The sequence below is a fragment of the Streptomyces similanensis genome (assembly GCF_039543625.1).
GTDB classification, from domain to species: domain Bacteria; phylum Actinomycetota; class Actinomycetes; order Streptomycetales; family Streptomycetaceae; genus Streptomyces; species Streptomyces similanensis.
Genome location: NZ_BAABKC010000073.1, coordinates 58,069 through 78,674 on the forward strand (window position 1 = coordinate 58,069; position 20,606 = coordinate 78,674).

Annotated in this window: 18 protein-coding genes; 8 read left to right on the plus strand and 10 right to left on the minus strand. The window is 74.7% G+C overall.

From position 1 onward, the window contains the following. Positions 1-62 precede the first annotated feature (62 nt). A complete protein-coding gene (locus tag ABEB07_RS24140; RefSeq protein WP_345670263.1) occupies positions 63-1,364 on the minus strand; it encodes an MFS transporter in 1,302 nt (433 codons plus the stop codon). 71 nt (positions 1,365-1,435) lie between these two features. Here ABEB07_RS24140 and ABEB07_RS24145 point away from each other — a divergent pair, with 71 nt between their 5' ends. Further along, positions 1,436-2,452, plus strand: coding sequence for a GlxA family transcriptional regulator (locus ABEB07_RS24145; RefSeq protein WP_345670264.1), 1,017 nt, complete (start codon positions 1,436-1,438; stop codon positions 2,450-2,452). Positions 2,453-2,633: 181 nt separating this feature from the next. Further along, positions 2,634-3,437, plus strand: coding sequence for a serine hydrolase (locus ABEB07_RS24150; RefSeq protein WP_345670266.1), 804 nt, complete (start codon positions 2,634-2,636; stop codon positions 3,435-3,437). A 741-nt stretch (positions 3,438-4,178) separates the two neighbouring features. On the opposite strand, the gene ABEB07_RS24155 is transcribed toward ABEB07_RS24150, so the two are convergent. The 3 genes from ABEB07_RS24155 to ABEB07_RS24165 form a co-directional block, all read right to left on the minus strand. Continuing rightward, complete coding sequence (locus ABEB07_RS24155) at positions 4,179-4,703, minus strand: ATP-binding protein (protein ID WP_345670323.1); 525 nt, start codon at positions 4,701-4,703, stop codon at positions 4,179-4,181. Positions 4,704-5,219: 516 nt separating this feature from the next. After that, positions 5,220-5,732, minus strand: coding sequence for an EF-hand domain-containing protein (locus ABEB07_RS24160; RefSeq protein ID WP_176149408.1), 513 nt, complete (start codon positions 5,730-5,732; stop codon positions 5,220-5,222). Positions 5,733-5,897: 165 nt separating this feature from the next. Beyond that, a complete protein-coding gene (locus tag ABEB07_RS24165) occupies positions 5,898-6,266 on the minus strand; it encodes an STAS domain-containing protein (RefSeq protein ID WP_164589284.1) in 369 nt (122 codons plus the stop codon). 374 nt (positions 6,267-6,640) lie between these two features. On the opposite strand from ABEB07_RS24165, the gene ABEB07_RS24170 reads away from it, so the two are divergent. After that, positions 6,641-7,225, plus strand: a complete 585-nt coding sequence (locus tag ABEB07_RS24170; protein ID WP_345670268.1) for a sigma-70 family RNA polymerase sigma factor — start codon at positions 6,641-6,643, stop codon at positions 7,223-7,225. Next, positions 7,222-8,415: a zf-HC2 domain-containing protein gene (locus tag ABEB07_RS24175; RefSeq protein ID WP_345670269.1), complete on the plus strand. Its 1,194-nt coding sequence runs from the start codon at positions 7,222-7,224 to the stop codon at positions 8,413-8,415. Before ABEB07_RS24170 ends, ABEB07_RS24175 begins: the two co-directional genes overlap by 4 nt. Before the next feature lie 25 nt (positions 8,416-8,440). Here ABEB07_RS24175 and purU read toward each other — a convergent pair whose 3' ends face one another. Continuing rightward, a complete protein-coding gene (gene purU / locus ABEB07_RS24180) occupies positions 8,441-9,325 on the minus strand; it encodes a formyltetrahydrofolate deformylase (protein WP_345670271.1) in 885 nt (294 codons plus the stop codon). Between the two features lie 89 nt (positions 9,326-9,414). After that, positions 9,415-9,915, minus strand: coding sequence for an SCO4402 family protein (locus ABEB07_RS24185; RefSeq protein WP_176149410.1), 501 nt, complete (start codon positions 9,913-9,915; stop codon positions 9,415-9,417). A 117-nt stretch (positions 9,916-10,032) separates the two neighbouring features. On the opposite strand from ABEB07_RS24185, the gene ABEB07_RS24190 reads away from it, so the two are divergent. Continuing rightward, positions 10,033-11,346 (plus strand): ABC transporter substrate-binding protein, encoded by a 1,314-nt coding sequence (locus ABEB07_RS24190; RefSeq protein WP_345670273.1) that lies wholly within the window; start codon positions 10,033-10,035, stop codon positions 11,344-11,346. A gap of 90 nt (positions 11,347-11,436) precedes the next feature. Here ABEB07_RS24190 and ABEB07_RS24195 read toward each other — a convergent pair whose 3' ends face one another. Both ABEB07_RS24195 and ABEB07_RS24200 read right to left on the minus strand, forming a co-directional pair. Continuing rightward, on the minus strand, positions 11,437-13,179 hold the full coding sequence (locus ABEB07_RS24195) for a hypothetical protein (RefSeq protein ID WP_345670274.1): 1,743 nt from the start codon (positions 13,177-13,179) through the stop codon (positions 11,437-11,439). Positions 13,180-13,336: 157 nt separating this feature from the next. Further along, positions 13,337-14,722, minus strand: a complete 1,386-nt coding sequence (locus tag ABEB07_RS24200) for a transcriptional regulator (protein ID WP_164589012.1) — start codon at positions 14,720-14,722, stop codon at positions 13,337-13,339. Positions 14,723-15,068: 346 nt separating this feature from the next. On the opposite strand from ABEB07_RS24200, the gene ABEB07_RS24205 reads away from it, so the two are divergent. The 3 genes from ABEB07_RS24205 (at position 15,069) to ABEB07_RS24215 (ending at position 18,245) form a co-directional block, all read left to right on the plus strand. Beyond that, complete coding sequence (locus ABEB07_RS24205) at positions 15,069-15,734, plus strand: bifunctional DNA primase/polymerase (protein ID WP_176149414.1); 666 nt, start codon at positions 15,069-15,071, stop codon at positions 15,732-15,734. Between the two features lie 85 nt (positions 15,735-15,819). Beyond that, positions 15,820-16,596, plus strand: coding sequence for an ABC transporter ATP-binding protein (locus tag ABEB07_RS24210; RefSeq protein WP_176149415.1), 777 nt, complete (start codon positions 15,820-15,822; stop codon positions 16,594-16,596). Beyond that, on the plus strand, positions 16,593-18,245 hold the full coding sequence (locus ABEB07_RS24215) for a transporter (RefSeq protein WP_425589069.1): 1,653 nt from the start codon (positions 16,593-16,595) through the stop codon (positions 18,243-18,245). The genes ABEB07_RS24210 and ABEB07_RS24215 overlap by 4 nt, the downstream gene beginning before the upstream one ends. A gap of 42 nt (positions 18,246-18,287) precedes the next feature. Here the strand turns inward: ABEB07_RS24215 and ABEB07_RS24220 are convergent, their stop codons facing one another. After that, positions 18,288-19,442 carry an alpha/beta fold hydrolase gene (locus ABEB07_RS24220; protein ID WP_345670275.1) on the minus strand — a complete coding sequence of 385 codons (1,155 nt, stop codon included), beginning with the start codon at positions 19,440-19,442 and terminating at the stop codon, positions 18,288-18,290. 430 nt (positions 19,443-19,872) lie between these two features. Then, positions 19,873-20,565: a metal-dependent transcriptional regulator gene (locus ABEB07_RS24225; protein ID WP_164585093.1), complete on the minus strand. Its 693-nt coding sequence runs from the start codon at positions 20,563-20,565 to the stop codon at positions 19,873-19,875. Positions 20,566-20,606 lie beyond the last annotated feature (41 nt).

Genomic DNA, 20,606 nt, shown 5'->3' on the forward strand with positions numbered 1-20,606 from the left:
CGTTCGGCCCGGCAGCCGCACCGGCCCGCCCGGCCGTCCCGCGTGACCGGCGTCCCGTCCGCTCACGCCACGGCGGCGGCCGGCCTCCGCCGGATCACCAGCGCCATCAGCGCCGCCGCCGCGCACAGCGCGCCCGAGGCGTACCAGACCGTGTCGTAGGAGCCGAGGGCGTCCCGCGCCACGCCGCCGAGGTAGGCGACGAGGGCGGCGCCGATCTGGTGGGAGGCGAGCACCCAGCCGAACACGATCGCGCTGTCCTCGCCGTACTGCTCCCGGCACAGGGCGAGGGTGGGCGGCACGGTGGCGACCCAGTCGAGGCCGTAGAAGACGATGAAGAAGACCATCGGCGGGTGGACGCCGGGCGCCAGCACGATCGGCAGGAACATCAGGGAGACGCCGCGCAGGGCGTAGTACACCGCGAGCAGCCGGCGCGGTTCGAAGCGGTCGGTGAACCAGCCGGAGGCGATCGTGCCGACCACGTCGAAGACGCCGATCACCGCGAGCAGCGAGGCAGCGGCCGTGACCGGCATGCCGTGGTCGTGGGCGGCGGGCACGAAGTGGGTCTGGATCAGGCCGTTGGTGGAGGCGCCGCAGATCGCGAAGGTGCCGGCCAGCAGCCAGAAGGGGCCGGTGCGCACCGCCGAGAGGAGCACCGTCACGGCCCGCCGCGCGGCGCCCGGCACGGGCTGCGGCTTGGGCACGAACGCGGCCGAGCCGTACGGCCGTACGCCCACGTCGGCGGGGTGGTCGCGCAGCAGCAGCCAGACGAGGGGGACGACGACGAGGGCCGCCAGCGCCACCGTGACGGCCGCCGGACGCCAGCCGTGGTCGGACTGGACCAGCCAGGACAGGAACGGCAGGAAGATCAGCTGGCCGGAGGCGGAGGCGGCGGTGAGGATGCCGCTGACCAGGCCGCGCCGCTCGGTGAACCAGCGGTTGGTGACCGTGGCCGCGAAGGCCAGCGCCATGGAGCCGGAGCCGAGGCCGACCAGCACGCCCCAGCACAGCCACAGCTGCCAGGGTGCGGTCATCCACACGGTCAGGCCGGCGCCGACGGCTATCACGGTCAGCGCGGCGGCGACCACCCTGCGGATGCCGAACCGGTCCATCAGCGCGGCGGCGAACGGCGCGGTGAGCCCGTAGAGCGCGAGGTTGATCGAGACGGCGGCGGTGATCGTGCCGCGCGACCAGCCGAACTCCTCGTGCAGCGGGTCGATGAGCAGGCCGGGCAGGGAGCGGAAGGCCGCCGCGCCGACGATCGTGACGAAGGTGACGGCGGCCACGAACCAGGCTCGGTGGATCGTGGTGCGGCGCGGGCGCGGCTCTTCCTCGACGGCGAGTACGGGTTCGGTTGTCTGGGTCACGTCATACAGCCTCCGCCGCGGACGCCGCCGCATCGAGTGGCCCGAGGGACATGGTTCGCTAGGATCGGGCCATGCACACGGACCTGAGCACGGGTGCGCGGGGCGACGCGTTCCGGCCGCACCGCGTCGTCGTCCTCGCCCTGGACGGGCTGCTCCCCTTCGAGCTGGGCATCCCGCACCGGATCTTCGGGCAGCCCAAGGACGCCCGGGGCCGGCGGCTGTACGACGTCGTGACCTGCTCCGTCCGCCCGCCCGGGCGGGTGGCCACGGACGCCGACTTCTCGATCGAGGTGCCGCACGGCCCCGAGGCCCTGGCCACCGCCGACACGGTGATCGTCCCGGCCTCCTACGAGCTGGGTCCGGTCTTCGAGGAGGGGAGACTGACCGAGGAGCTGGCCGCCGCGCTCGCGTTCGTCCGGCCCGGCACCCGGCTCGCCTCCATCTGCACGGGCGTGTACGTGCTCGCCGCCGCCGGCTACCTGGACGGCCGGCCCGCGACCACGCACTGGGCGGACGCCGACCGCTTCCAGCGGCTGTTCCCGCGGATCAGGGTGGACGCGGACGTGCTGTTCATCGACGACGGCGACGTGCTGACCTCCGCGGGCGTGGCCGCCGGGATCGACCTGTGCCTGCACATGGTGCGCCGCGACCGCGGCACCGCGGTCGCCAACGACGTGGCCCGCCGCACGGTCGTGCCCCCGCACCGGCACGGCGGGCAGGCGCAGTACATCGACCGTCCGGTGCCGGACCCGCAGCTGGCCACCACGACCACCGCGCGCGCCTGGGCGCTGAAGCGGCTGCACGAGCCGATCCAGCTGCGCGACATGGCCGGGCAGGAGGCGATGTCGGTACGGACGTTCACCCGGCGGTTCCGGGAGGAGGTCGGGGTGAGCCCCGGCCAGTGGCTCACCCGGCAGCGGGTCGAACGGGCCCGGCACCTGCTGGAGTCGACGGACCTGTCCATGGACCGGGTGGCGGCGGACGCGGGGTTCGGCACGGCGCAGTCGATGCGGCAGCACGTGCAGGCGGCGCTCGGGGTGACCCCGACCGCCTACCGGCGCACGTTCCGGGTGGGCGGCGCGGTCTGAGGGGCGGTCCCCAGCGGGACGGCGCGGCGTCTATGGCCCTTCTCACAATTGGGGCATAAACCGGTTTTCGGTGATGACCGTCACCGTCAGGTCCGGGCGTTTTGCTTATGTTCGTTCTTCGGATCGTCCGATCCTCCGATCCACCGCCATACGCCAACGCCAGGAACAGGGCCTTCTCCATATGCTGAATCGCTTGCGCCCGGTGCCGCGTCCGAGGACCGGCGCCCTCCTCGTCTCCGCCGCGACGCTGCTGTCCGCCGGCGCCCTGGGCGCCGCCGCACCGGCACACGCCGAGGACGCCTCCCGGGTGACGGCGGCGGTGCTCCCGCTCGACGGCACCCGGCAGGAGCCGGTCCTGTACGGCGCCGACACCCCCTACGACACTGCCAGCATCATCAAGGTGGACATCCTGGCGACGGCGCTGCTCCAGGCACAGGACGCCGGACGGTCCCTCACCGCGCGGGAGCGCGGCTGGGCCGAGCCGATGATCCGCGAGAGCGACAACGCGGCGGCGAACGCCCTGTGGCGGCAGATCGGCCGCGCACCGGGCCTGGCGGCGGCGAACAAGCGGCTGGGGCTGACCGAGACGCAGGGCGGCCCGGGCGCCAAGTGGGGGCTGACCCGGACCACGGCGAGCGACCAGATACGGCTGCTGCGCGCGGTGTTCGACCCGCCGAAGCAGGGCCGCGCCGCCCTGAGCGAGCAGTCCCGGAGCTATCTCCGGGGCCTGATGAACAACGTGGACGACGCACAGGCGTGGGGCGTCTCGGCGGCCGGCTCGGCGTCGGGCACGGCACTGAAGAACGGCTGGCTCCAGCGCAGTACGACCGGACTGTGGGACGTGAACAGCGTCGGCCGGATCACGGTCGGCGGCCACCCCTACCTGGTGGCGGTCCTGTCGGACGGCAACGCGTCGATGAGCGACGGGGTCTCGCTGGTCCAGCGGACGGCGCGGACGGCCGTCTCCTCGGCGGCGGGAGCGTAGCGGGAACGGAGCCGGGCGGAGCCGGAGCACGCGAGCCCGGGCGCGCGGAGTCGTCCACAGCCTGTGGAGAAGGCGGGCCGACCCGAGCGGCAGGGCGACGGAACGGATCCGGGTGGCGGCGCGCCCATGCCCGCCCCGAGCACGGCACCGCGCGCCGCCATCCGGCTTCGGCGCTCCGGTCCCACCCCCCTCGGTTCTGCCGGGACCGGCCGACGCCGACCGCACGACTCACACTCGTCGAGGTCTCCGGCACGCCGGGCCTCCGGTGACCCGGAGCTTCCGGCGTGCGGCCCTCGTCGTCCCCTCACGGCGAATCGCTGCCACAAGCGTGATCAAACGGACAGGGCACGTCAACAGCCGTTCGCCGCTTTGCCCGTTATGCGGGGATCGCAGCGGGCGCGCACGGAAGCATCCCCCGGCGCACGGCCCCCGTCCGGACGGAGCCCGGCGACCTCCCGGCACACAGCCGCACCCCGGCCCCGCCCCGGACGCCCCCGGCAGCGACCCGGGCCATCGAGCCGCCCGGACCGACCCGGGCAACTACCAACTACCCGACGCCGCCCACGCCCTCGGCCCTCCGGCCCGACCGCCACGCGAACTCGGCTCGAAGCCCCGGCCGTTGGTCCTCCCGGCAGCACGCGAACGCAGCCCGCAGCCTCGGCCTCGGCCCCGCGACTCCCGTACGCGCGGCCCGCGCACGCGGCGTCGGCGGTTGCCGGACGCCGCCCGCGGGCCCGGCCGTCACACCGCCTCGAAGGCCAGGCCCTCGTACGTCGGCCCGTCGAGTCCCGGCGTCCCGGTCACCGTGGCCGCGCTGCCGCTCACCGGAGCCGCCTGGTCGCCGCAGGCGGTCGGTGCGGCGGTGTGCGCGACGGCCGGTGCGCAGCGGTCCAGTTCGCACCAGATCCGCTTGCCGGCGCCCTCCGCGCTCCAGCCCCAGCGGTCGGCGAGGCCGTCGACCAGGGCCAGGCCCCGGCCGCCGGTGGCGTCGTCGTCAGGGCAGCGCGGCACGGGCGCCCGGGTGCTGGCGTCGGCCACCTCCAGCCGGACGGTGGCCGCTTCGGCCGCCGTGCCGGGCAGGGAGAGCCGCAGCACGGCCGGACAGCCGGTGTGCACCACGGCGTTGGTGACCAGCTCGGAGACGAGCAGGACCAGGGTCTCGGCGAGCGGCTCGTCGGCCGCTATCCCCGACCCGGCCAGCCGGGAACGGGCCCACCTGCGGGCCCGCCCCACCTCCGCGGGGTCGGGCCGGATCTCCAGCTGCACTTGAAGCACCTGCACCGCTCACACCATCCGAACCGGCGGACCCATGGCCCCACGCCGTGCGAGGGCCACGATCGTAGCCATTTTCTGCATGGCCAGAACAACCAGAACAATGACTGACAACGACTGACAACGACCAGAGCAAGCGTCACGGACCGTGACTCCCACGCGAGACAGCATGGTTGACGTACCGTCACCACAACAAGCGCTTCGGGCATATTCCCGCGCGAAGGAGTACTCGTGCGGCATACTGTGCGACGCTCATCGCGAGAAGTAGAACAGGTGGTCGATACGGGCCGCCCGACCTCGCACGCAGCCGCGCGCACCGCCCCGTCCGGGGCCGCCCCCGGGACGGCGCCGGGACGGCTGGTCCGCGGAACCACTCGCACCCGACACAAGGTACCGGAGCGGACCGGCGACTCCGGGACGTGACGGGTGGCGCGAGGCGGACAACGTGGCGACTACCCTAAGTAGTCGCGCTCCGCCATGCTTCGCGAGGGTCCGGCCGGCCTCGCCGGGTCACTCGGCGACGGTGAAGTAGCGGGCGAGCGCGGGCACGACGTCCTGCTCGCCGATCCGGTCGTCGCCGTCGGCGTCGAGCGCGGCCGCGGTGGCCCGCGCGGTGTCCGCGGACACGCCGAGCACCCCGAGCACGCGGGCGATGTCCGCGACGGTGGCGGCGCCGTCGTCGTCGGTGTCCGCGACGGCCAGGGCGGCGTGCAGGAAGGGGCGGGCGATCTCGGCGAACCGCTCGGGGTTGTCGCGCAGCCGCTTGACCGCGCCGGTCACGAACTCCTGCCGGGTGATGCGCTGGTCGCCGTCGCGGTCGGCGATCCCGGCCATGCCCTGCCAGAAGGCCTCCGCCCCGCCGTACAGGGCCTGGCCCTTGTCGGAGCGGGCGGCGGCGCCGAACTCGGCGAGCAGCGCCTTGGCCGCCACGTTGAAGTCCTCGCGGTCGATCCAGCCGTTGCCGTCCTGGTCGAGGGTGGCGAACCGGTCCCCGATCCTGCGCTCGTACTCGCTGCTCACCATGTCTTCTCGGCCGCCTCACGTGTGGGGGTGCGTTGGCTGGGAGCGTACGACGCCCGGGGCCCGCGGGAGGCGGGAAAGCGACCGTTGTGCCGACTCCGGGGGAATTCCGGGACACGGGTACTACAACGCGGGGTGCCGCGGGTCACCGCACGCGGGCCGCGCGCGTCACGCGGAGAGCGGTTCCTCGTCGGTCGCCGAGGCCAGGTCCGGGTGGACGTCGAAGAGGCGGCGCACCCCGAGGGCGCCGAGCACCCGGTTGACGTGGGAGCCCTCCTCGGCGCCGCCGGCCGGCAGGATCAGCCGCAGCCGGCCCTGGCAGGAGCGGAACAGCCGGCGGGCGGCGATGAGCACGCCGACGCCGCTGGAGTCGCAGAAGAACACCTCCGAGAGGTCCAGCACGAGATCGTGGCGGCCCTGGGCCACCACGTCGTGGACCCGTTGGCGCAGCACCGGCGAGGTCACCAGATCCAGTTCGCCGGCGACCTGGAGCACGCTCCACCCGCCCTGTTCGTCACCGGTCACCTTGAACACCACGGCCCGCCCTCCGCTCGCCGGATCTTCCCCGGAACCGCCCGGAAACGGAAGCAGTTCCTACGCTTCTTTTCGCGCGGCTGCCCAGCGGCCGTTCCCCCAAACGCCACGCATCAAACCGGCCTTGTTCATCAAGGGGATTGTTTCGGTCAACTCCTGTCACGTTCGGTCAGAATGGGGCCGAGTGCGCGGGGGTAGACGCGGAAGAACGAGAAAGCGCCCTCTACCACCTGCGGTGCGCCGGGGGCGCACATTGGCACAAAGGGGCGTACGGCCTCGCACGTGCCGACTACATTCGAGGGGGCCGGGCAGACACGCTGGACCAGCGACGGACCAGGACACGAGCGCGGCACGGCGCCGGGCGCGGAGGGGGCCGCATGGCGAAGAAGGACGCACCGCCCCGCTGGGACAGCGGGATGCAGCAGCGGCTCGCCCGCGGCGAGGCCGCCGCCCTCGGCGAGCTGTACGACCGCTTCGCCTCCCTCGTGCACGGTCTCGCCCACCGCGTGCTCGGCGACGAACCGGCCGCCGACGCCCTCACCCGCGAGGTCTTCGCCCACGTCTGGCAGCACCCCGACGCCTACGACCCGCGCCAGGGCCCGCTGCGCACCTGGGTGGCGACCCTGACCCACCGGCTCGCCGTGCGGCGCCTGCGCGCCACCGAGGCCGCCGCGCTCACCGACGGCGGCGCGGGCTCGCCCGAGGAGCTGGAGCGCAAGGTGCGCCGCGCCTCCGTCGCCGCCCGCGCCGACTTCATCGTCCACTCCCTGCCCGCCCCGCTGCGCGCCGCCCTGGAACTGGCCTACTTCCAGCGCCGCGACTACCGGCAGACCGCCGCCGACCTGGGCGTCACCGAGGAAGAGGCCCGCCGCCGGCTCCGCCTCGGCCTCCAGTTGCTGGCCACCGCCCACGACACGGCCGGCCCCGGCGCACCGCCGCCCGGACACAAGGGCGCGGCATGAGCGGGCGGGACCGGCCGGCGCCGCGGCCGGGGCAGCGCGCGGACACGGACGCGGGCGCGCCCGGGCCGGCGCACGACGTCCTGAAGTCGCTCCTCGGGGCGTGGGCGCTGGCCGCCTGCTCGCCCGGCGAGGCGGCGGCGGTGGAGGAGCACCTCGGCGGCTGCGGCGACTGTGCCGAGGAGGCGCTGCGGCTGCGGGCGGCGGTCGGGCTGCTGCACCCGCCCGAGAGCCTGGACCTCGACCCCGGACTGCGCACCCGGATCCTGGAGAGCTGCCTGGAGCGGCGACCGGCGCGCGTCCCGGTGCCCGCGTGGGCCGCGCCCTACGACGCGGAGACCGCGCGCCTGGACGCGCTGCTCCAGGACATCCGCGACTCCGACTGGCACGCGCCGGTGCGGCTGCGGTGGTTCGAGGGCGAGGCGGCGGCCAGCCGGCGGACGACGGTCGCGGGCGTCATCGCGCACCTGATGAGCGTGGACGGGCTGGTCGCGGTGGCGCTCGGCCTCGCCGACCCGCTCGCGGACGCCGCCGCCGGCCGGCCCACGCCCGCGGCGCGCACCGAGGCGTACTGGCGCGCCGCGCCCCGCCCGCCGACCCGCTCCGTGCGGGCGCCGTGGCGCAGCCAGACGCACGCGCTGGTGCGGACGGTGTCCCGCACCGGCGGGGCGGCGGGCGCCGACGACTTCCCCGAGGCGGCGACGGTGCCCTACGGCGGCTTCGAACTGCCGTTGCGGGACGCGCTGCTGGACCGGGCCTTCGAGTGCTGGGTGCACGCCGAGGACATCGCGGACGCGGTGGCCTACCCCTACGATCCGCCGGCCCCGCGCCATCTGCACGGGATGATCGACCTGGCCGCCCGGATGCTGCCGGGGGTGCTGGCCGAGCGGCGGCGGGCCGGACTGGCCGCGCCCGGCCGGGCGCGGCACCTGGTGACCGCGGGCGCGCCCGGGCGCAGCCTGCGGCTGGAGATCGAGGGCTCGGGCGGCGGGCAGTGGCTGATACCGCTCGACGCGCCCGGCGCGGTCGGCTCGGCGGACCACGAGGTGGCCCATGTGGCGCTGGACGGCGTGGAGTTCTGCCATCTGGCGGCCGGTCACCTCACCCCGCGCGAGGCGGCCGCCGGTCAGCGCGGCGACCGCGAGGCGATCCGTGACGTGCTGTACGCGGCGGCGTCGCTGAGCCGGATGTAGCCCGTCGGGCCGTTGGCGCGGGGCGTCAGGCGAAGACCACCGTGCGGCGGCCGTTGAGGAGGATGCGGCGTTCGGCGTGCCACTTGACCGCGCGGGCCAGGGCCTGGCACTCCACGTCGCGCCCGACGGCGACCAGCTGGTCCGGGGTGACGTCGTGGCCGACCCGCTCGACCTCCTGCTCGATGATCGGGCCCTCGTCGAGGTCGGCGGTGACGTAGTGGGCCGTCGCGCCGATCAGCTTCACGCCCCGGGCGTGCGCCTGGTGGTACGGCTTGGCGCCCTTGAAGCTCGGCAGGAAGGAGTGGTGGATGTTGATGATCCGGCCGCTGAGCTGCTTGCACAGGTCGTCGGAGAGGACCTGCATGTAGCGGGCGAGGACGACGAGCTCGATGTCCTCCTCGCGCACCAGGTCCAGCAGGCGCCCCTCGGCCTCGGCCTTGGTGTCCCGGGTCACCGGGATGTGGTGGAAGGGGATGCCGTAGGAGGCGACCAGTTCCGCGAAGTCGGTGTGGTTGGACACCACGGCGGCGATGTCGACGGGCAGCGCGCCGATCCGGGCGCGGAAGAGCAGGTCGTTCAGGCAGTGCCCGAACTTGCTGACCATCAGCACGATCCGCATCTTCTCGTCGGCCCGGTGGATCTGCCACTCCATGGCGAAGGAGTCGCCGATCGCCGCGAAGCTGGCCCGCAGCTTGTCCACGGTCACCGGCGCCTCGGCGGAGAAGTGGACCCGCATGAAGAACAGTCCCGAGTCCTGGTCGCCGAACTGCTGGCTGTCCACGATGTTGCAGCCGGTCATGAAGAGATAGCTCGACACGGCGTGCACGATGCCCTGCTTGTCGGGGCACGCGAGGGTCAGGACGTATTGGTCGGCCGGGGCGGCGGCGGCTCGGGAGGACTGCTCAGTCATGCGGGACAGGGTCCCACACGCCCCGCCCGCGGCGGGAACGCGTCCCGCCGACCGGACGGCGCGTGCCGCCCGGTCCGAAGGGGACGCCTCTAGGCGGCGCGGGTCATGAGGCGCAGGACCTCCAGGGTGCGCGGCGGCGTGTCCGGGTCGTCGCCGTCGCTCGCCGCGAGCCGCAGGTGCGCGTCCCGGGCCGCCCGCACGGCCTCCGGCCAGGCGTGGTGGTCGAGGTAGGCGGCCACCGGGGCGTCCGGTCCGACCTGGTGCATGATCCGCAGCACCCGCAGGACGGCCGTGTCGACGAGCGCCGCCTCCTGGGAGTCACGGAAGATCGTGCCGACGTACTTCTCGGCCGACCAGCTGTCCAGCCAGGTGTCCTCCACCAGCCGGTAGACGGCGTCGGTGACGTCCCCGTACCCCTCGACGCCCGCCAGCCAGACGTCCCGCTGGAACACCGGGTCGGAGAGCATGTGCAGCGCGGAGCGCACATTGCTGCGCCAGCGCCACCACGGCATGTCGTTGAGTGGCATGCCGCCCATGGTGGAGGAGCGACGGCCGCGACGGGAAGAGTTCTCCGAACCTTGCACGGTCATCGATCGTACGTTCTCCTTCTGGACCGCCGGTCCGGCCCCCGTAATTCACCGTTGCGTCACCCATTGTCAAGCACGGATCACTCCAGGGTTGGGGATGTGCCGGAATCGTGCGGGGACATGACCGGCAGGCGACGCGCGCGCACCTTCCTCCCCACCGCCCCGACCCGGCCCGCCGGACGGAAACGGACCCTGCTGTCCGCGGGCGCCCTGGCGGTGTGTGTGTCGCTCGCCGCCGGCTGCGGTGTCGTCCCCGCCGTCACGGGGGGCTCCGGGGACGGCACCGTGACCGTGATGACCTGGGCGCCGGACCGCACCCGGGCGACCAACAAGCCCGGCATGCCGGCCATGGCCCGCGCCTACGCTCGCTGGATCAACGCCCAGGGCGGCATCGCCGGGCACAAGCTCCGGGTCCTGACCTGCAACGAGGGCAACGACAGCGTGGCGGCGGCCAAGTGCGCCCGGCTCGCCGTCAAGGAGGACGTGGTCGCCGTCGTCGGCTCCTACAGCCAGTACAGCGACTCCTTCTTCCCGCCGCTGGAGGGCGCGGGCATCCCGTACCTCGGCGGCTACGGCGTGACCACCGCCGAGTTCACCAGGGCACTGTCCTACCCCGTCAACGGCGGCCAGCCCAGCCTGCTGGTGGGGCTCGGCAAGGCGCTGGCCGGCGACTGCGGCCCGGTCACCTTCGTACGGCCCGACAGCATCGCCGGCGACGAGCTGCCCGGGCTGCTCGACACGGGCCTGAAGGCGGGCGGCCACGGCCCCGCGCGGGACCAGCCGGCCGCCGAGGACGCCAACGAGTACTCCGGCCAGGCGGACCGGGCGCTGAAGCAGGCGACCGCCGAGCCGGGCCGGCGCGGCTGCGTGGTGCCCTCCCTGGGCGAGCGGACCAGCATCTTCATGGACTCCTTCCGCCGCGACCGCGAGGGCTACCGGACGGTGCGCACCGCCGCCGTGCTCGGCAACGTCGACCAGACGGTGATCGACGCGAGCGGCGGCAGCGCGGGGCCCTACGAGGGGGCGTACATCACCGGCTGGTACCCGGTGCCGGACGATCCGCGCTGGGCGCCGATGAAGAAGGTGATCAACGAGCAGGCGTTCGGCGACAACCGCGTCGACCCGGCCGACGCCGGGGTGCAGACCACCTGGATCGCCTACACCGTGCTGCGCGCCGTCGTGGAGCGGATCGGCTCCGGCGAGGTGACCGCCGACAGCGTGCGCCGCACCCTGAACGACGGCCTGAAGGCCGACACCGGCGGTCTGACCCCGCCGCTGAGCTGGAGCGCCTCCGGTCCCTTCGCCGCCGCCGGCCTGGCCCGGCTGGTCAACGCCGGCGTCACCCTCCAGGTGGTGCGCCAGGGCCGCCTGGTGGCGGCGCCGCGGAGCGCCATGGACGTGACGAGGACGCTTCAGGACGCGGACGTGGGCTGAGCACGACGAGCCGAGCCCCCGGTCACCGGAGATCTCCGGGGCCGGGGGCTCGGTCGTGGTCAGCGGGTCACCGCCGCGTGTTCCGGCGGGTCACAGCTGGGTGGGCTGGCGCTGGGTGAGGCCGTACTTCGAGGCGATCGCGTTCCACAGCCCGGCGGCCTTGCTCTTCTGGGCGCTGGCGACACCGCTCTGCCGGTTGCCGGCCTGGGCCTGGGAGGTGCCGCGGGCCTGGCCCTTCTTGCAGCCGTTCTTGCCGCCGACCTGGTCCGCCCAGGCCGCGTAGTGCTGGTCGGCCGAGGCGGACGCCTTCCAGGCGCTGGTGAGCGCGCCGGTCAGCTGGGCGTGCTCGGGCAGCTTGTCGACGGAGAGACCGCCCAGGCGGGTGACCAGCTCGCCGCGCTGCTTGGCGGCGTCGCGCAGGTCGGCGGCGGCCTGCCCGAGGTTGGCGCACTTCTTGACGTCGGCCACCGCCTTGATCACGGAGGCCCGGCTGCTGCCGCTGTCGGCGAGCAGCTTGTCCAGCTCCACCGCCTGCCCGCGGGCCGGGTCGGGAGCGGCCGACGAGGCCGACGGCTCGGTGGCCGGGGCGGTGGCGGACACCTGGGAGCTCGCGTCGCCCTTGTCGCCGCCGTCGTCGCCACCGCCGCTGAGCAGGGCGCCCGCGCCCACGCCGAGGACGGCGATGCCCACGCCGACGGCCGCGATCAGCGGCAGCCGCGAGCCGGTGCGCTTGCCGCCGCGGCCGCGGGCGCCGTCCGCGCCGGAGCCGCCGGGCTGCCCGCCGAAGGGCGCGCCGCCGCCCGGGCCGGGGTGGCCGCCGGGGCCGGGGTAGCCGGCCGGGGCGGGCCGGGCGCCGTGGTGGGGCTCCACCCGGGGCAGCTGCGCGGTGGCCGGGGCCTGGGCCTCACCGCCGCGGAACAGGTTGTCGAACTCGGCGGGCGTCTGCCGTCCGGCGCCGTCGCCGGGGCCGCCCGGTCCGGCGCCGTAGGGCGCGGCCGGGTTGCCGGCCGCGGGAGCGCCGGGCACCGGGGCCATGAACTGGGTCGGCTCGGCGTCCGGATTGCCGCCGCCCGCGCCGCCGCCCTGCGGCACCCGGCCGAGGAAGTGGGTCGCGGGGTCGCCGCCGGACGCCTCGGGCGGCATGGCGCCCGCGCCCACCGACGGTATGTACTGCGTCGCGCCCTCGTCCACGGGCGGCGCGTAGGGCGCCGGGCCGTCGGTCACCGGCGGTATGTACTGGGTGGCGCCCTCGTCCGCGCCCGGAGCCCCGTACGGCGCGGCGGCAGCCGGCGGCAGCGGGGCCCCGTGCGTGCCGCCCGCCTGCTGCGGGTGCTGCGGGTGCTGCTGCGGGTACGGCGGCTGTGCGCCGCCGTGGGCGCCGTGGCCCGGCGCGGGGGCGCCCTCCGGGGGCAGCGGGCCGGCGCCCGGGTGCCCGGCGGCCGGTCCGTGCGCGTCCCACTGGCCCTGCGGCTGCTGGTACGGCTGCTGCGGGGAGCCCCAGGTCTGCTCGGGAGCCTGGGCCTGCCAGCCCTGCCCCGGCTGCCCGGACTGCGGCGGCTGGTGGCTCTGCTGCTGCCCCGGCCCCCACGGCTGGCCCCATGACTGGCCGCCGGGCGGCGCGCTGCCCGGACCCTGTCCGGGCTGCTGCGCGGGCGGCGGCCCGCCGTGGCCGCCGTGGCCGCCCTGGCCGCCCTGGCCGCCGTGGCCGCCCGTTCCGCCGCCCGGGTCGCCCGTCATGCCCGGCAGCAGGGGCTGCCCACCGTCGGAGGGCAGCACGATGCCTTCGCGCGCGGGCCGCGCCGAGGGCTCCTCGCCCTGTCCACTCTGCGTCACCGGGACTCCTACGAATGGGGGACTTGCGGAATCGTCGGGTCACGCTACCGGGTCCCCGGAGCCCCGTGCCACGCAGCACGGGGCTCCACCCCCTCCCCCACGGCCGCAGTGACGAAACCCGCGTCCGATGCGCTGTACATGGTCCGGCCGCGCGCGTTCACGCCGCCGCCTGCACCTCCAGCCGCGCCCCGAACTCCCTCACCACCGCCTCGTCCCGGAACGGATCGAGCCGCTGCTGGAAGTCCTCCAGATACTCCGCGCCCCGGTTGGAACGCAGCGTCTCCAGCAGTTCCACGGCTTTCATCCCGGTGTGGCACGCCTGCTCGATCTCCCGCTGCTGCACCTGCGCCGTGGCGAGCAGCACATAGCCGATCGCCCGGCGCCGGGCCCGCGAGACCGGATGCCCGGCCAGCGCCCGCTCCGCCTGCCGCGCCGCCGCCTCCGGCTGCCCCAGGTCCCGGTAGCAATGGGCCAGCTCGTCGGCGAGGTACGCCTCGTCGAAGTGGGCGATCCACACCGGATCGTCGCCGGTGTCCGCCTCGCTCGCCTCCAGCGCGCTGATCGCCCGCCCGGCCGACAGCTGCGCCGCCCGCACGTCGCCCATCAGGGCGTGCCCGCGCGCCTCGGCCGCGTGGAACATCGACTCCGCGCGCGGGGTCACCCGGCCCCGCGCGCCCTCCTGCGCCGCCCGCGCCAGCTGCGCGATCTCCCGCGGGTTGCCCAGCTGCGCGGCGAGATGGCTCATGGAGGCCGCCAGCACGTAGCCGCCGTAGCCGCGGTCGCCGGCCGCCTGGGCGAGCCGCAGCGCCTGGATGTAGTAGCGCTGGGCGAGCCCCGGCTGGCCGGTGTCCACGGCCATGTACCCGGCCAGCTCGGTCAGCCGCGCCACCGCGCCGAACAGGTCGCGGCCCACCGCCTCCCGGTACGAGCCGGCCAGCAGCCCGGAGACCACGCTGTTGAGGTAGTGCACGACCACCGGCCGCACGTGCCCGCTGCCGTAGGTGTGGTCCAGGTCCACCAGCGCCTGTGTCATGGCCCGTACGGCCGCGACGTCCGACTGCCCCACTCTCGGGCCGGCCGCCCGCGCCACCTGCCCGTCCGGCGCCGAGATCAGCCAGTCGCGGCTGGGCTCGACCAGCGCGGAGGCGGCGACGGAGGAGCCGGACAGGAAGTCCCGCCGGCCCACGTCGCTGCGCCACAGCTCGCAGACCTGCTCGATGGCCCCCAGGACCGTCGGCGAGAACTGGAGACCCACGCCCGAGGCGAGGTTCTTGCCGTTGGCCATGCCGATCTCGTCGATCGTGACCGTACGGCCCAGCTTGCGGCCCAGCGCCTCGGCGATGACCGCGGGGGCCCGCCCGCGCGGCTGCTGTCCGCGCAGCCAGCGCGCCACGGACGTCTTGTCGTACCGCAGATCCAGACCGTGCTCGGCGCCGCACATGTTGACCCGGCGGGCCAGCCCGGCGTTCGAGCAGCCCGCTTCCTGGATGAGCGCTTGTAGCCGTTCGTTCGGCTGCCGCGCTACGAGAGGCCTTGCGGCCATGGCATAACCCCCTGCTTCCTGGCGGCTCGCGTGTGGCTGCGGTGCCCTGCCCACGCACCGAAGTTGACGTGACTTGCGCGGCCGGCCCCTGATGCGTTCCGGCGAGGAGACCGGCCGGGAAGATCAATGCCCCACGGACATACCGAAAATGCGGGACATGCGAAGATTGCCGGAGTAAAGGTGCATGCCGCCCCCACACTCAACTACCCCGCGCCCGCCGCGGATCCTCCCGCGCGCCCCCGCACATGCACCCATGCGCCCCGACCGTGGAATCGGTGCTCCTCCCCCGCGCGCGACCCCGCCGCGCATCCCGTAACTCCAGGTGGGCACGGGAGTTGAGTCCACCGTGGAAGAGACGATCCGGGGCACCGAAGCCGCGCCCCTCACCGGCCAGATCCCCACGCAGCGCGGCGACTCGCTGCTGGAGACCGCCGTTCGCTATGCCGAAGAGCGCCACTGGGACGTGCTCCCCGGCACCTGGTTGGAGACCGTGGACGGGGTGCAGCGCTGCTCCTGCGGCGACCCGGCGTGCGCCGCACCCGGCGCACACCCGGCGCGCACGGACTGGACGGCCCAGGCGACCGGCAGCGCCACCGTCGCCCGCGGGCTGTGGCAGAAGCGGCCCACCGCGTCGATCCTGCTGCCCACCGGCCGCACGTTCGACGCGATGTGCGTCGCCGAGACCGCCGGGTTCCTCGCGCTCGCCCGGATGGAGCGGATGGGACTGACGCCCGGCCCGGTCACCCGCACCCCGGAGCGGCGCATGCAGTTCTTCGTCCTGCCCGGCGCCTGCGCCAAACTCCCCGGCCTGGTGCGCGAACGGGGCTGGTCCCCGTCCTCCCTGGACCTGGTCGCGCTCGGCGAGGGCGCCTACGTCGCCGCGCCGCCCACCCGGTACGGGACGCGCGGCGCGGTCCAGTGGGCCCGCCGGCCGACCCCCGCCAACCGCTGGCTGCCGGACGCCGGGGAACTGATCTCCGCCCTCGCCTACGCCTGCGGACGCGACCGCTAGCGCCTCCCGGCCGCGGCGCCGGCGCTCTGGCCGGTGAACGCCGTGCCGCTCCCCCGTAGGGTTCACCCAGACGGAGGGAGCAGCAGTGGTGAGTACCAGTGCCGTACGGATTCAGGGGCTGTGGAAGCGGTTCGGGCAGCAGATCGCGGTCGCCGGGATCGATCTGGAGCTGCCCGCCGGGAAGTTCATCGGACTGGTCGGGCCCAACGGGGCCGGCAAGACCACCACCCTCTCCATGGTCACCGGACTGCTCCGCCCCGACCAGGGCACCGTCGAGATCGCCGGCCACGACGTGTGGCGGGACCCGGTCGCCGTGAAGGCGCGCATCGGCGTACTGCCGGAGGGACTGCGCCTGTTCGAACGGCTCACCGGACGTGAACTCCTCGCCTATTCCGGGCGGTTGCGGGGACTGGCCGGTGCCGAGGTGGACCGGCGCGCGGCCCAGCTGCTCGACGTGCTCGACCTCGCCGGCGCCCAGCACAAGCTGGTCGTCGACTACTCCACCGGCATGCGCAAGAAGATCGGGCTCGCCACCGCCCTGCTGCACAACCCCGAAGTCCTCTTCCTGGACGAGCCGTTCGAGGGCGTCGATCCCGTCTCCGCGCAGACCATCCGCGGCGTCCTGGAGCGCTACACCGCCTCCGGCGCCACCGTCGTGTTCTCCTCGCACGTGATGGAACTGGTCGAGTCGCTGTGCGACTGGGTCGCCGTCATGGCCGCCGGCCGCATCCGCGCGCACGGCCCGCTCGCCGAGGTCCGCGGCGACGCCGCCACCCTCCAGCAGAGCTTCCTCGCGCTCGTCGGCGCGCAGGGCCGTGCCGCCGGCTCCGACCTCGACTGGCTCGGCGGCGGCGCCCGGTGAGCGCCGCCGCCCCGACCGAACCCGTCCCGGCCGGCCCCGCGGCCCCGGCATCCGCTCCCGCGCCGTCGATCACCCCCGTCGTCGTACGGCTGAAGCTGTCGCTGCTGCGCAACGGGCTGCGGCAGTCCGCCGGACGACGCGCCGCCTACGTCACCTCCGCCGTCCTCGCCCTGCTGTTCGCCGCCTTCCAGCTGCTCGGGCTGATCATGCTGCGCGGCCACCCGCACATCGCCTCCGTCGCCGTGCCCGGCGGCGCGCTGCTGGCGCTGGGCTGGGCGGTGATGCCGCTGTTCTTCCCCAGCGGCGACGAGACCCTCGACCCGACCCGCCTGGTGATGCTGCCGCTGCGGCCGCGGCCGCTGGTGCGGGCCCTGCTGACCGCCTCCCTGGTCGGCGTCGGACCGCTGTTCACGGCGCTGCTCCTGGCCGGCTGCGCCGTCACGGTGGCGCACGGGGCCGCCGCGTGGGCCGTCGCGGTCCTCGCCGTCCCGCTCGCACTGCTGGTGTGCGTGGCCCTCGCCCGCGCCGTCGCCGCCGCCAACATCCAGCTGCTGACCAGCCGCAGGGGCCGCGACCTCGCCGTGCTCAGCGGCCTGGTCGTCGCCGTCGGCGCGCAGTTCGTCAACTTCGGCATGCAGCGGCTCGGCACGGCGGGCCTGGCCCAGCTCGACCCGGTGGCGGACGTCCTGCGCTGGGTGCCGCCCGCGACGGCCGTCGGGGCGGTGGACTCCGTGAGCCGCGGCGCCTACGCGGTGGCGGCGGCCCAGCTCGCCCTGACCGCCGCCGCCCTCGTCGCGCTGCTGCGGGTGTGGGCGCGCAGCCTGACCCTGCTGATGACCGCCCCCGACGCCTCCACCCTCCAGAGCCCCGACACCGCCGCCCGCGAGCGGCCGGGCGCCGGCGGCCTGACCCGGCTGCTGCCGGCCGGCCGCACCGGCACCGTCATGGAACGCAGCCTGCGCTACGTCTGGCGCGACCCGAAGACCAAGGCCGCCTGGGTCACCTCACTGGCCATCGGCCTGATCGTCCCCGTCTTCAACGCCCTCCAGGGCGCCGGTTCGCCGTACTTCGCCTGCTTCGCCGCCGGCATGCTCGGCATCCAGATGTACAACCAGTTCGGCCAGGACACCTCCGCCTTCTGGATGGTCGCCTTGACCATCTCCTCCCCGCGCGACGCCTACGTCGAGCTGCGCGGCCGCGCCCTGGCCCTGCTCGTGGTGACCCTGCCGTACGCCACCGTCGTCACCGTGCTGACGACGGCGCTGCTCGGCGAGTGGGGGCGGCTGCCGCAGGTGCTCGGGCTGTCCTTCGGCGTGCTCGGCGCGATGCTGGCGACCGGGGCGTGGATGTCGGCCCGCTTCCCCTACTCCGTCCCGCAGGAGGGCTACAAGAACGTCGCCCCCGGTCAGGCGGGTCTCGCCTGGATCGCCGTCTTCGGCGGCATGCTGTCGGCGGCCCTGCTGTGCTCCCCCGTCATCGCCCTGACCGTCTGGACGAACGTCAGCGCGAGCGGCGACGGCTGGGGCTGGCTGCTGCTGCCGCTCGGCGCGCTCTACGGCGCCGGCCTCACCCTGCTCGGCCTGCGCCTGGCCGCGCCGCGCACGGCGGCCCGGCTGCCGGAGATCCTGACGGCGGTCAGCAAGGGCTGAACCGGCGGGCCGGCGCCGCCCCCGAGGGGGACGCGCGCCGGGTCAGGGGCACGGGGTGAGGACCGACTCCAGGAACGGGGTGATGGCCGTGCGCCACGCCTCCGGCTGGTCGCAGTGCACCAGGTGACCGGCGTCGACCACCTCCGCGTACCGGCCGTGCGGCAGGACGCGGACCATCTCCTGCGCCTCCGCGCGGCCCAGCTCGCCGTCGAGGCCGCGCACCACGAGCGCCGGGCAGCGCACCTGGGTGAGTTCCTCCCAGTGCGCGTCGTACACCCACGTCTCCCGGGAGGCGAGCATGTCGGCGGGCGCGAAGACGGGCCGCCAGCCGTCGGGGCACTCGTGCATGACCTCGGCGTAGAACTCGCCGCGGGCCGGGTTCGGCCGGTCCACCCAGGGGTCGTCCTCGCCGAACCATCTGCGGACGTCGGCGAGGGTGGCGAACGGCGCCGGCCAGGTCCGGAACCACTCCTCCCACTCCCGCTGGGAGGCCGCGCCGAGCGCGGAGGCCCGCATGTCGCAGATGACCAGCCCGCGCACCAGGTCGGGACGCCGGGCGGCGAGCTGCCAGCCGGTCAGCGCGCCCATCCCGTGCCCGATGACCAGCACCGGGCCGAGACCGAGCTGCTCCACGGCCGCCTCGGCGTCCTCGACGTAGGCCTCGCGGGTGAGGGCGGCCGTCGGGGGCTTGTCGCTCTGGCCGTGCCCGCGCTGGTCCAGCGCGACGGCCCGGTACCGCTCGGACAGCCACCGCGCGGTGCCCGCCCAGTGCGAGGCGCGGCCCATGAGGCCGTGGAGCAACAGCACGCTGGTGGGCCGCCCGGAGTCGCCGGGTTCCTCACCCGGCCCCGGTCCTGGCCGCCCCGAGAGTTCGGGGTGCTCGGGGTGCGCAGGGTGCTCGGGGTGCTCGGGGTGCTCCGACGGGGCGGGGTGCTCGGTCCTGGCGGTCTGCTCGGCGCGCCCGGAGTGCTCCGGGACGGCGGAGAGCGCCGGCCGCTGCGCCGGGCGCGTCACCTGTTCCGGCGCCGCCGGCTCCGCCTGGGCCGGGACGAACGGCCGCTCGGCCCCGCCCCGCCCGGCTTCTCCTCGCCCGGCCTCTCCCTGCCCGGCCCGGTGTCCGTCCTTCGGGGGTTCGGCGAACTCCCAGGCGGCGAGCCGTACGCCGCCCGCCCCGGTCACGTCGATACGCCGCGCCATCGGTCCTGGCACCCCCATTGCCGTCGTGCGCTGTGCTGCTGCCCGGCCGCGTCGAGCGGCCCGGCACCCCGTCCGCAGGCTATCGAGTACGTATTCGAAAATGCCCTTTTCGCTGCGAACACCCCACGTTCGAGTGACCCCGCCCCAGGAATGATCGTCGTCACCGAGGGGAGATGTTCAACGGGAGGCGGACCGCTCGGGGAAAAGGGGTCCGAGGGGAACGACCTTGAGAGCTCGGGGCTCCGGGTCGCACCAGGGGAGGACGGGCCCCGGCGCCGCACGGCGCCGGGGCCTTCCCCATGTCTGCGGCACATCCTCCCCACCCCTTCGGGTCATATGCCTCTCGCAACAGCCTCGCACGCGAAGCGTCGCGCCCGCTGCCCTTCGGCGCACGGAAATCCACCCGCCGGGGAGAGAGGGAGAGCCGCGCTCAGCGCTTGGCGACGAAGACGTGCGAGGCGGTCTCCGCCTCCAGCTCGGCCGCCTCGCCGCCGCTGCCGACCAGCACCCCGCCCGGCGACTCCGTCACGCTGACCACCGAGCCGGGCTGCACGCCCGCGCGGCGCAGCGTGTACATCAGCTGCGCGTCCGTCTGGATCGGCTCGCCGATCCGGCGCACGACGACCGTCTTGCCGTCCGAGCCCGGGTCGAGATCGGCCAGCGACACCATGCCCTCGTCCAGGAACGGGTTGGCGCCGTCGGCCTCGCCCAGCTCCTCCAGGCCCGGGATCGGGTTGCCGTAGGGCGACTCGGTGGGGTGGCGCAGCAGCTCCAGCACCCGGCGCTCCACCGCCTCGCTCATCACGTGCTCCCAGCGGCACGCCTCGGCGTGCACCTGCTCCCACTCCAGACCGATCACGTCGACCAGCAGGCACTCGGCGAGCCGGTGCTTGCGCATGACGCGCGTGGCCAGCCGGCGGCCTTCGTCCGTCAGCTCCAGATGGCGGTCCTGGGCCACGGAGACCAGGCCGTCGCGCTCCATCCGCGCCACCGTCTGGCTCACCGTCGGCCCGCTCTGGTCGAGCCGCTCGGCGATCCGGGCGCGCATGGGGACGACGCCTTCCTCCTCCAGTTCGAGGATGGTGCGGAGGTACATCTCCGTGGTGTCGATCAGTCCGGACATACGTGCCCCTCGATTACCTCTGCCGGCGGCTGGACGGCTCA

What these genes read in the sequence shown, in the direction of transcription:
- ABEB07_RS24150 (WP_345670266.1), top strand. Translation starts at nt 2,634, where the DNA reads ATGCTGAATCGCTTGCGCCCGGTGCCGCGTCCGAGGACCGGCGCCCTC.
- ABEB07_RS24145 (WP_345670264.1), top strand. Translation starts at nt 1,436, where the DNA reads ATGCACACGGACCTGAGCACGGGTGCGCGGGGCGACGCGTTCCGGCCG.
- ABEB07_RS24190 (WP_345670273.1), top strand. Translation starts at nt 10,033, where the DNA reads ATGACCGGCAGGCGACGCGCGCGCACCTTCCTCCCCACCGCCCCGACC.
- ABEB07_RS24225 (WP_164585093.1), bottom strand. Translation starts at nt 20,565, where the DNA reads ATGTCCGGACTGATCGACACCACGGAGATGTACCTCCGCACCATCCTC.
- ABEB07_RS24185 (WP_176149410.1), bottom strand. Translation starts at nt 9,915, where the DNA reads ATGACCGTGCAAGGTTCGGAGAACTCTTCCCGTCGCGGCCGTCGCTCC.
- ABEB07_RS24170 (WP_345670268.1), top strand. Translation starts at nt 6,641, where the DNA reads ATGGCGAAGAAGGACGCACCGCCCCGCTGGGACAGCGGGATGCAGCAG.
- ABEB07_RS24220 (WP_345670275.1), bottom strand. Translation starts at nt 19,442, where the DNA reads ATGGCGCGGCGTATCGACGTGACCGGGGCGGGCGGCGTACGGCTCGCC.
- ABEB07_RS24175 (WP_345670269.1), top strand. Translation starts at nt 7,222, where the DNA reads ATGAGCGGGCGGGACCGGCCGGCGCCGCGGCCGGGGCAGCGCGCGGAC.
- ABEB07_RS24200 (WP_164589012.1), bottom strand. Translation starts at nt 14,722, where the DNA reads ATGGCCGCAAGGCCTCTCGTAGCGCGGCAGCCGAACGAACGGCTACAA.
- purU (WP_345670271.1), bottom strand. Translation starts at nt 9,325, where the DNA reads ATGACTGAGCAGTCCTCCCGAGCCGCCGCCGCCCCGGCCGACCAATAC.
- ABEB07_RS24160 (WP_176149408.1), bottom strand. Translation starts at nt 5,732, where the DNA reads ATGGTGAGCAGCGAGTACGAGCGCAGGATCGGGGACCGGTTCGCCACC.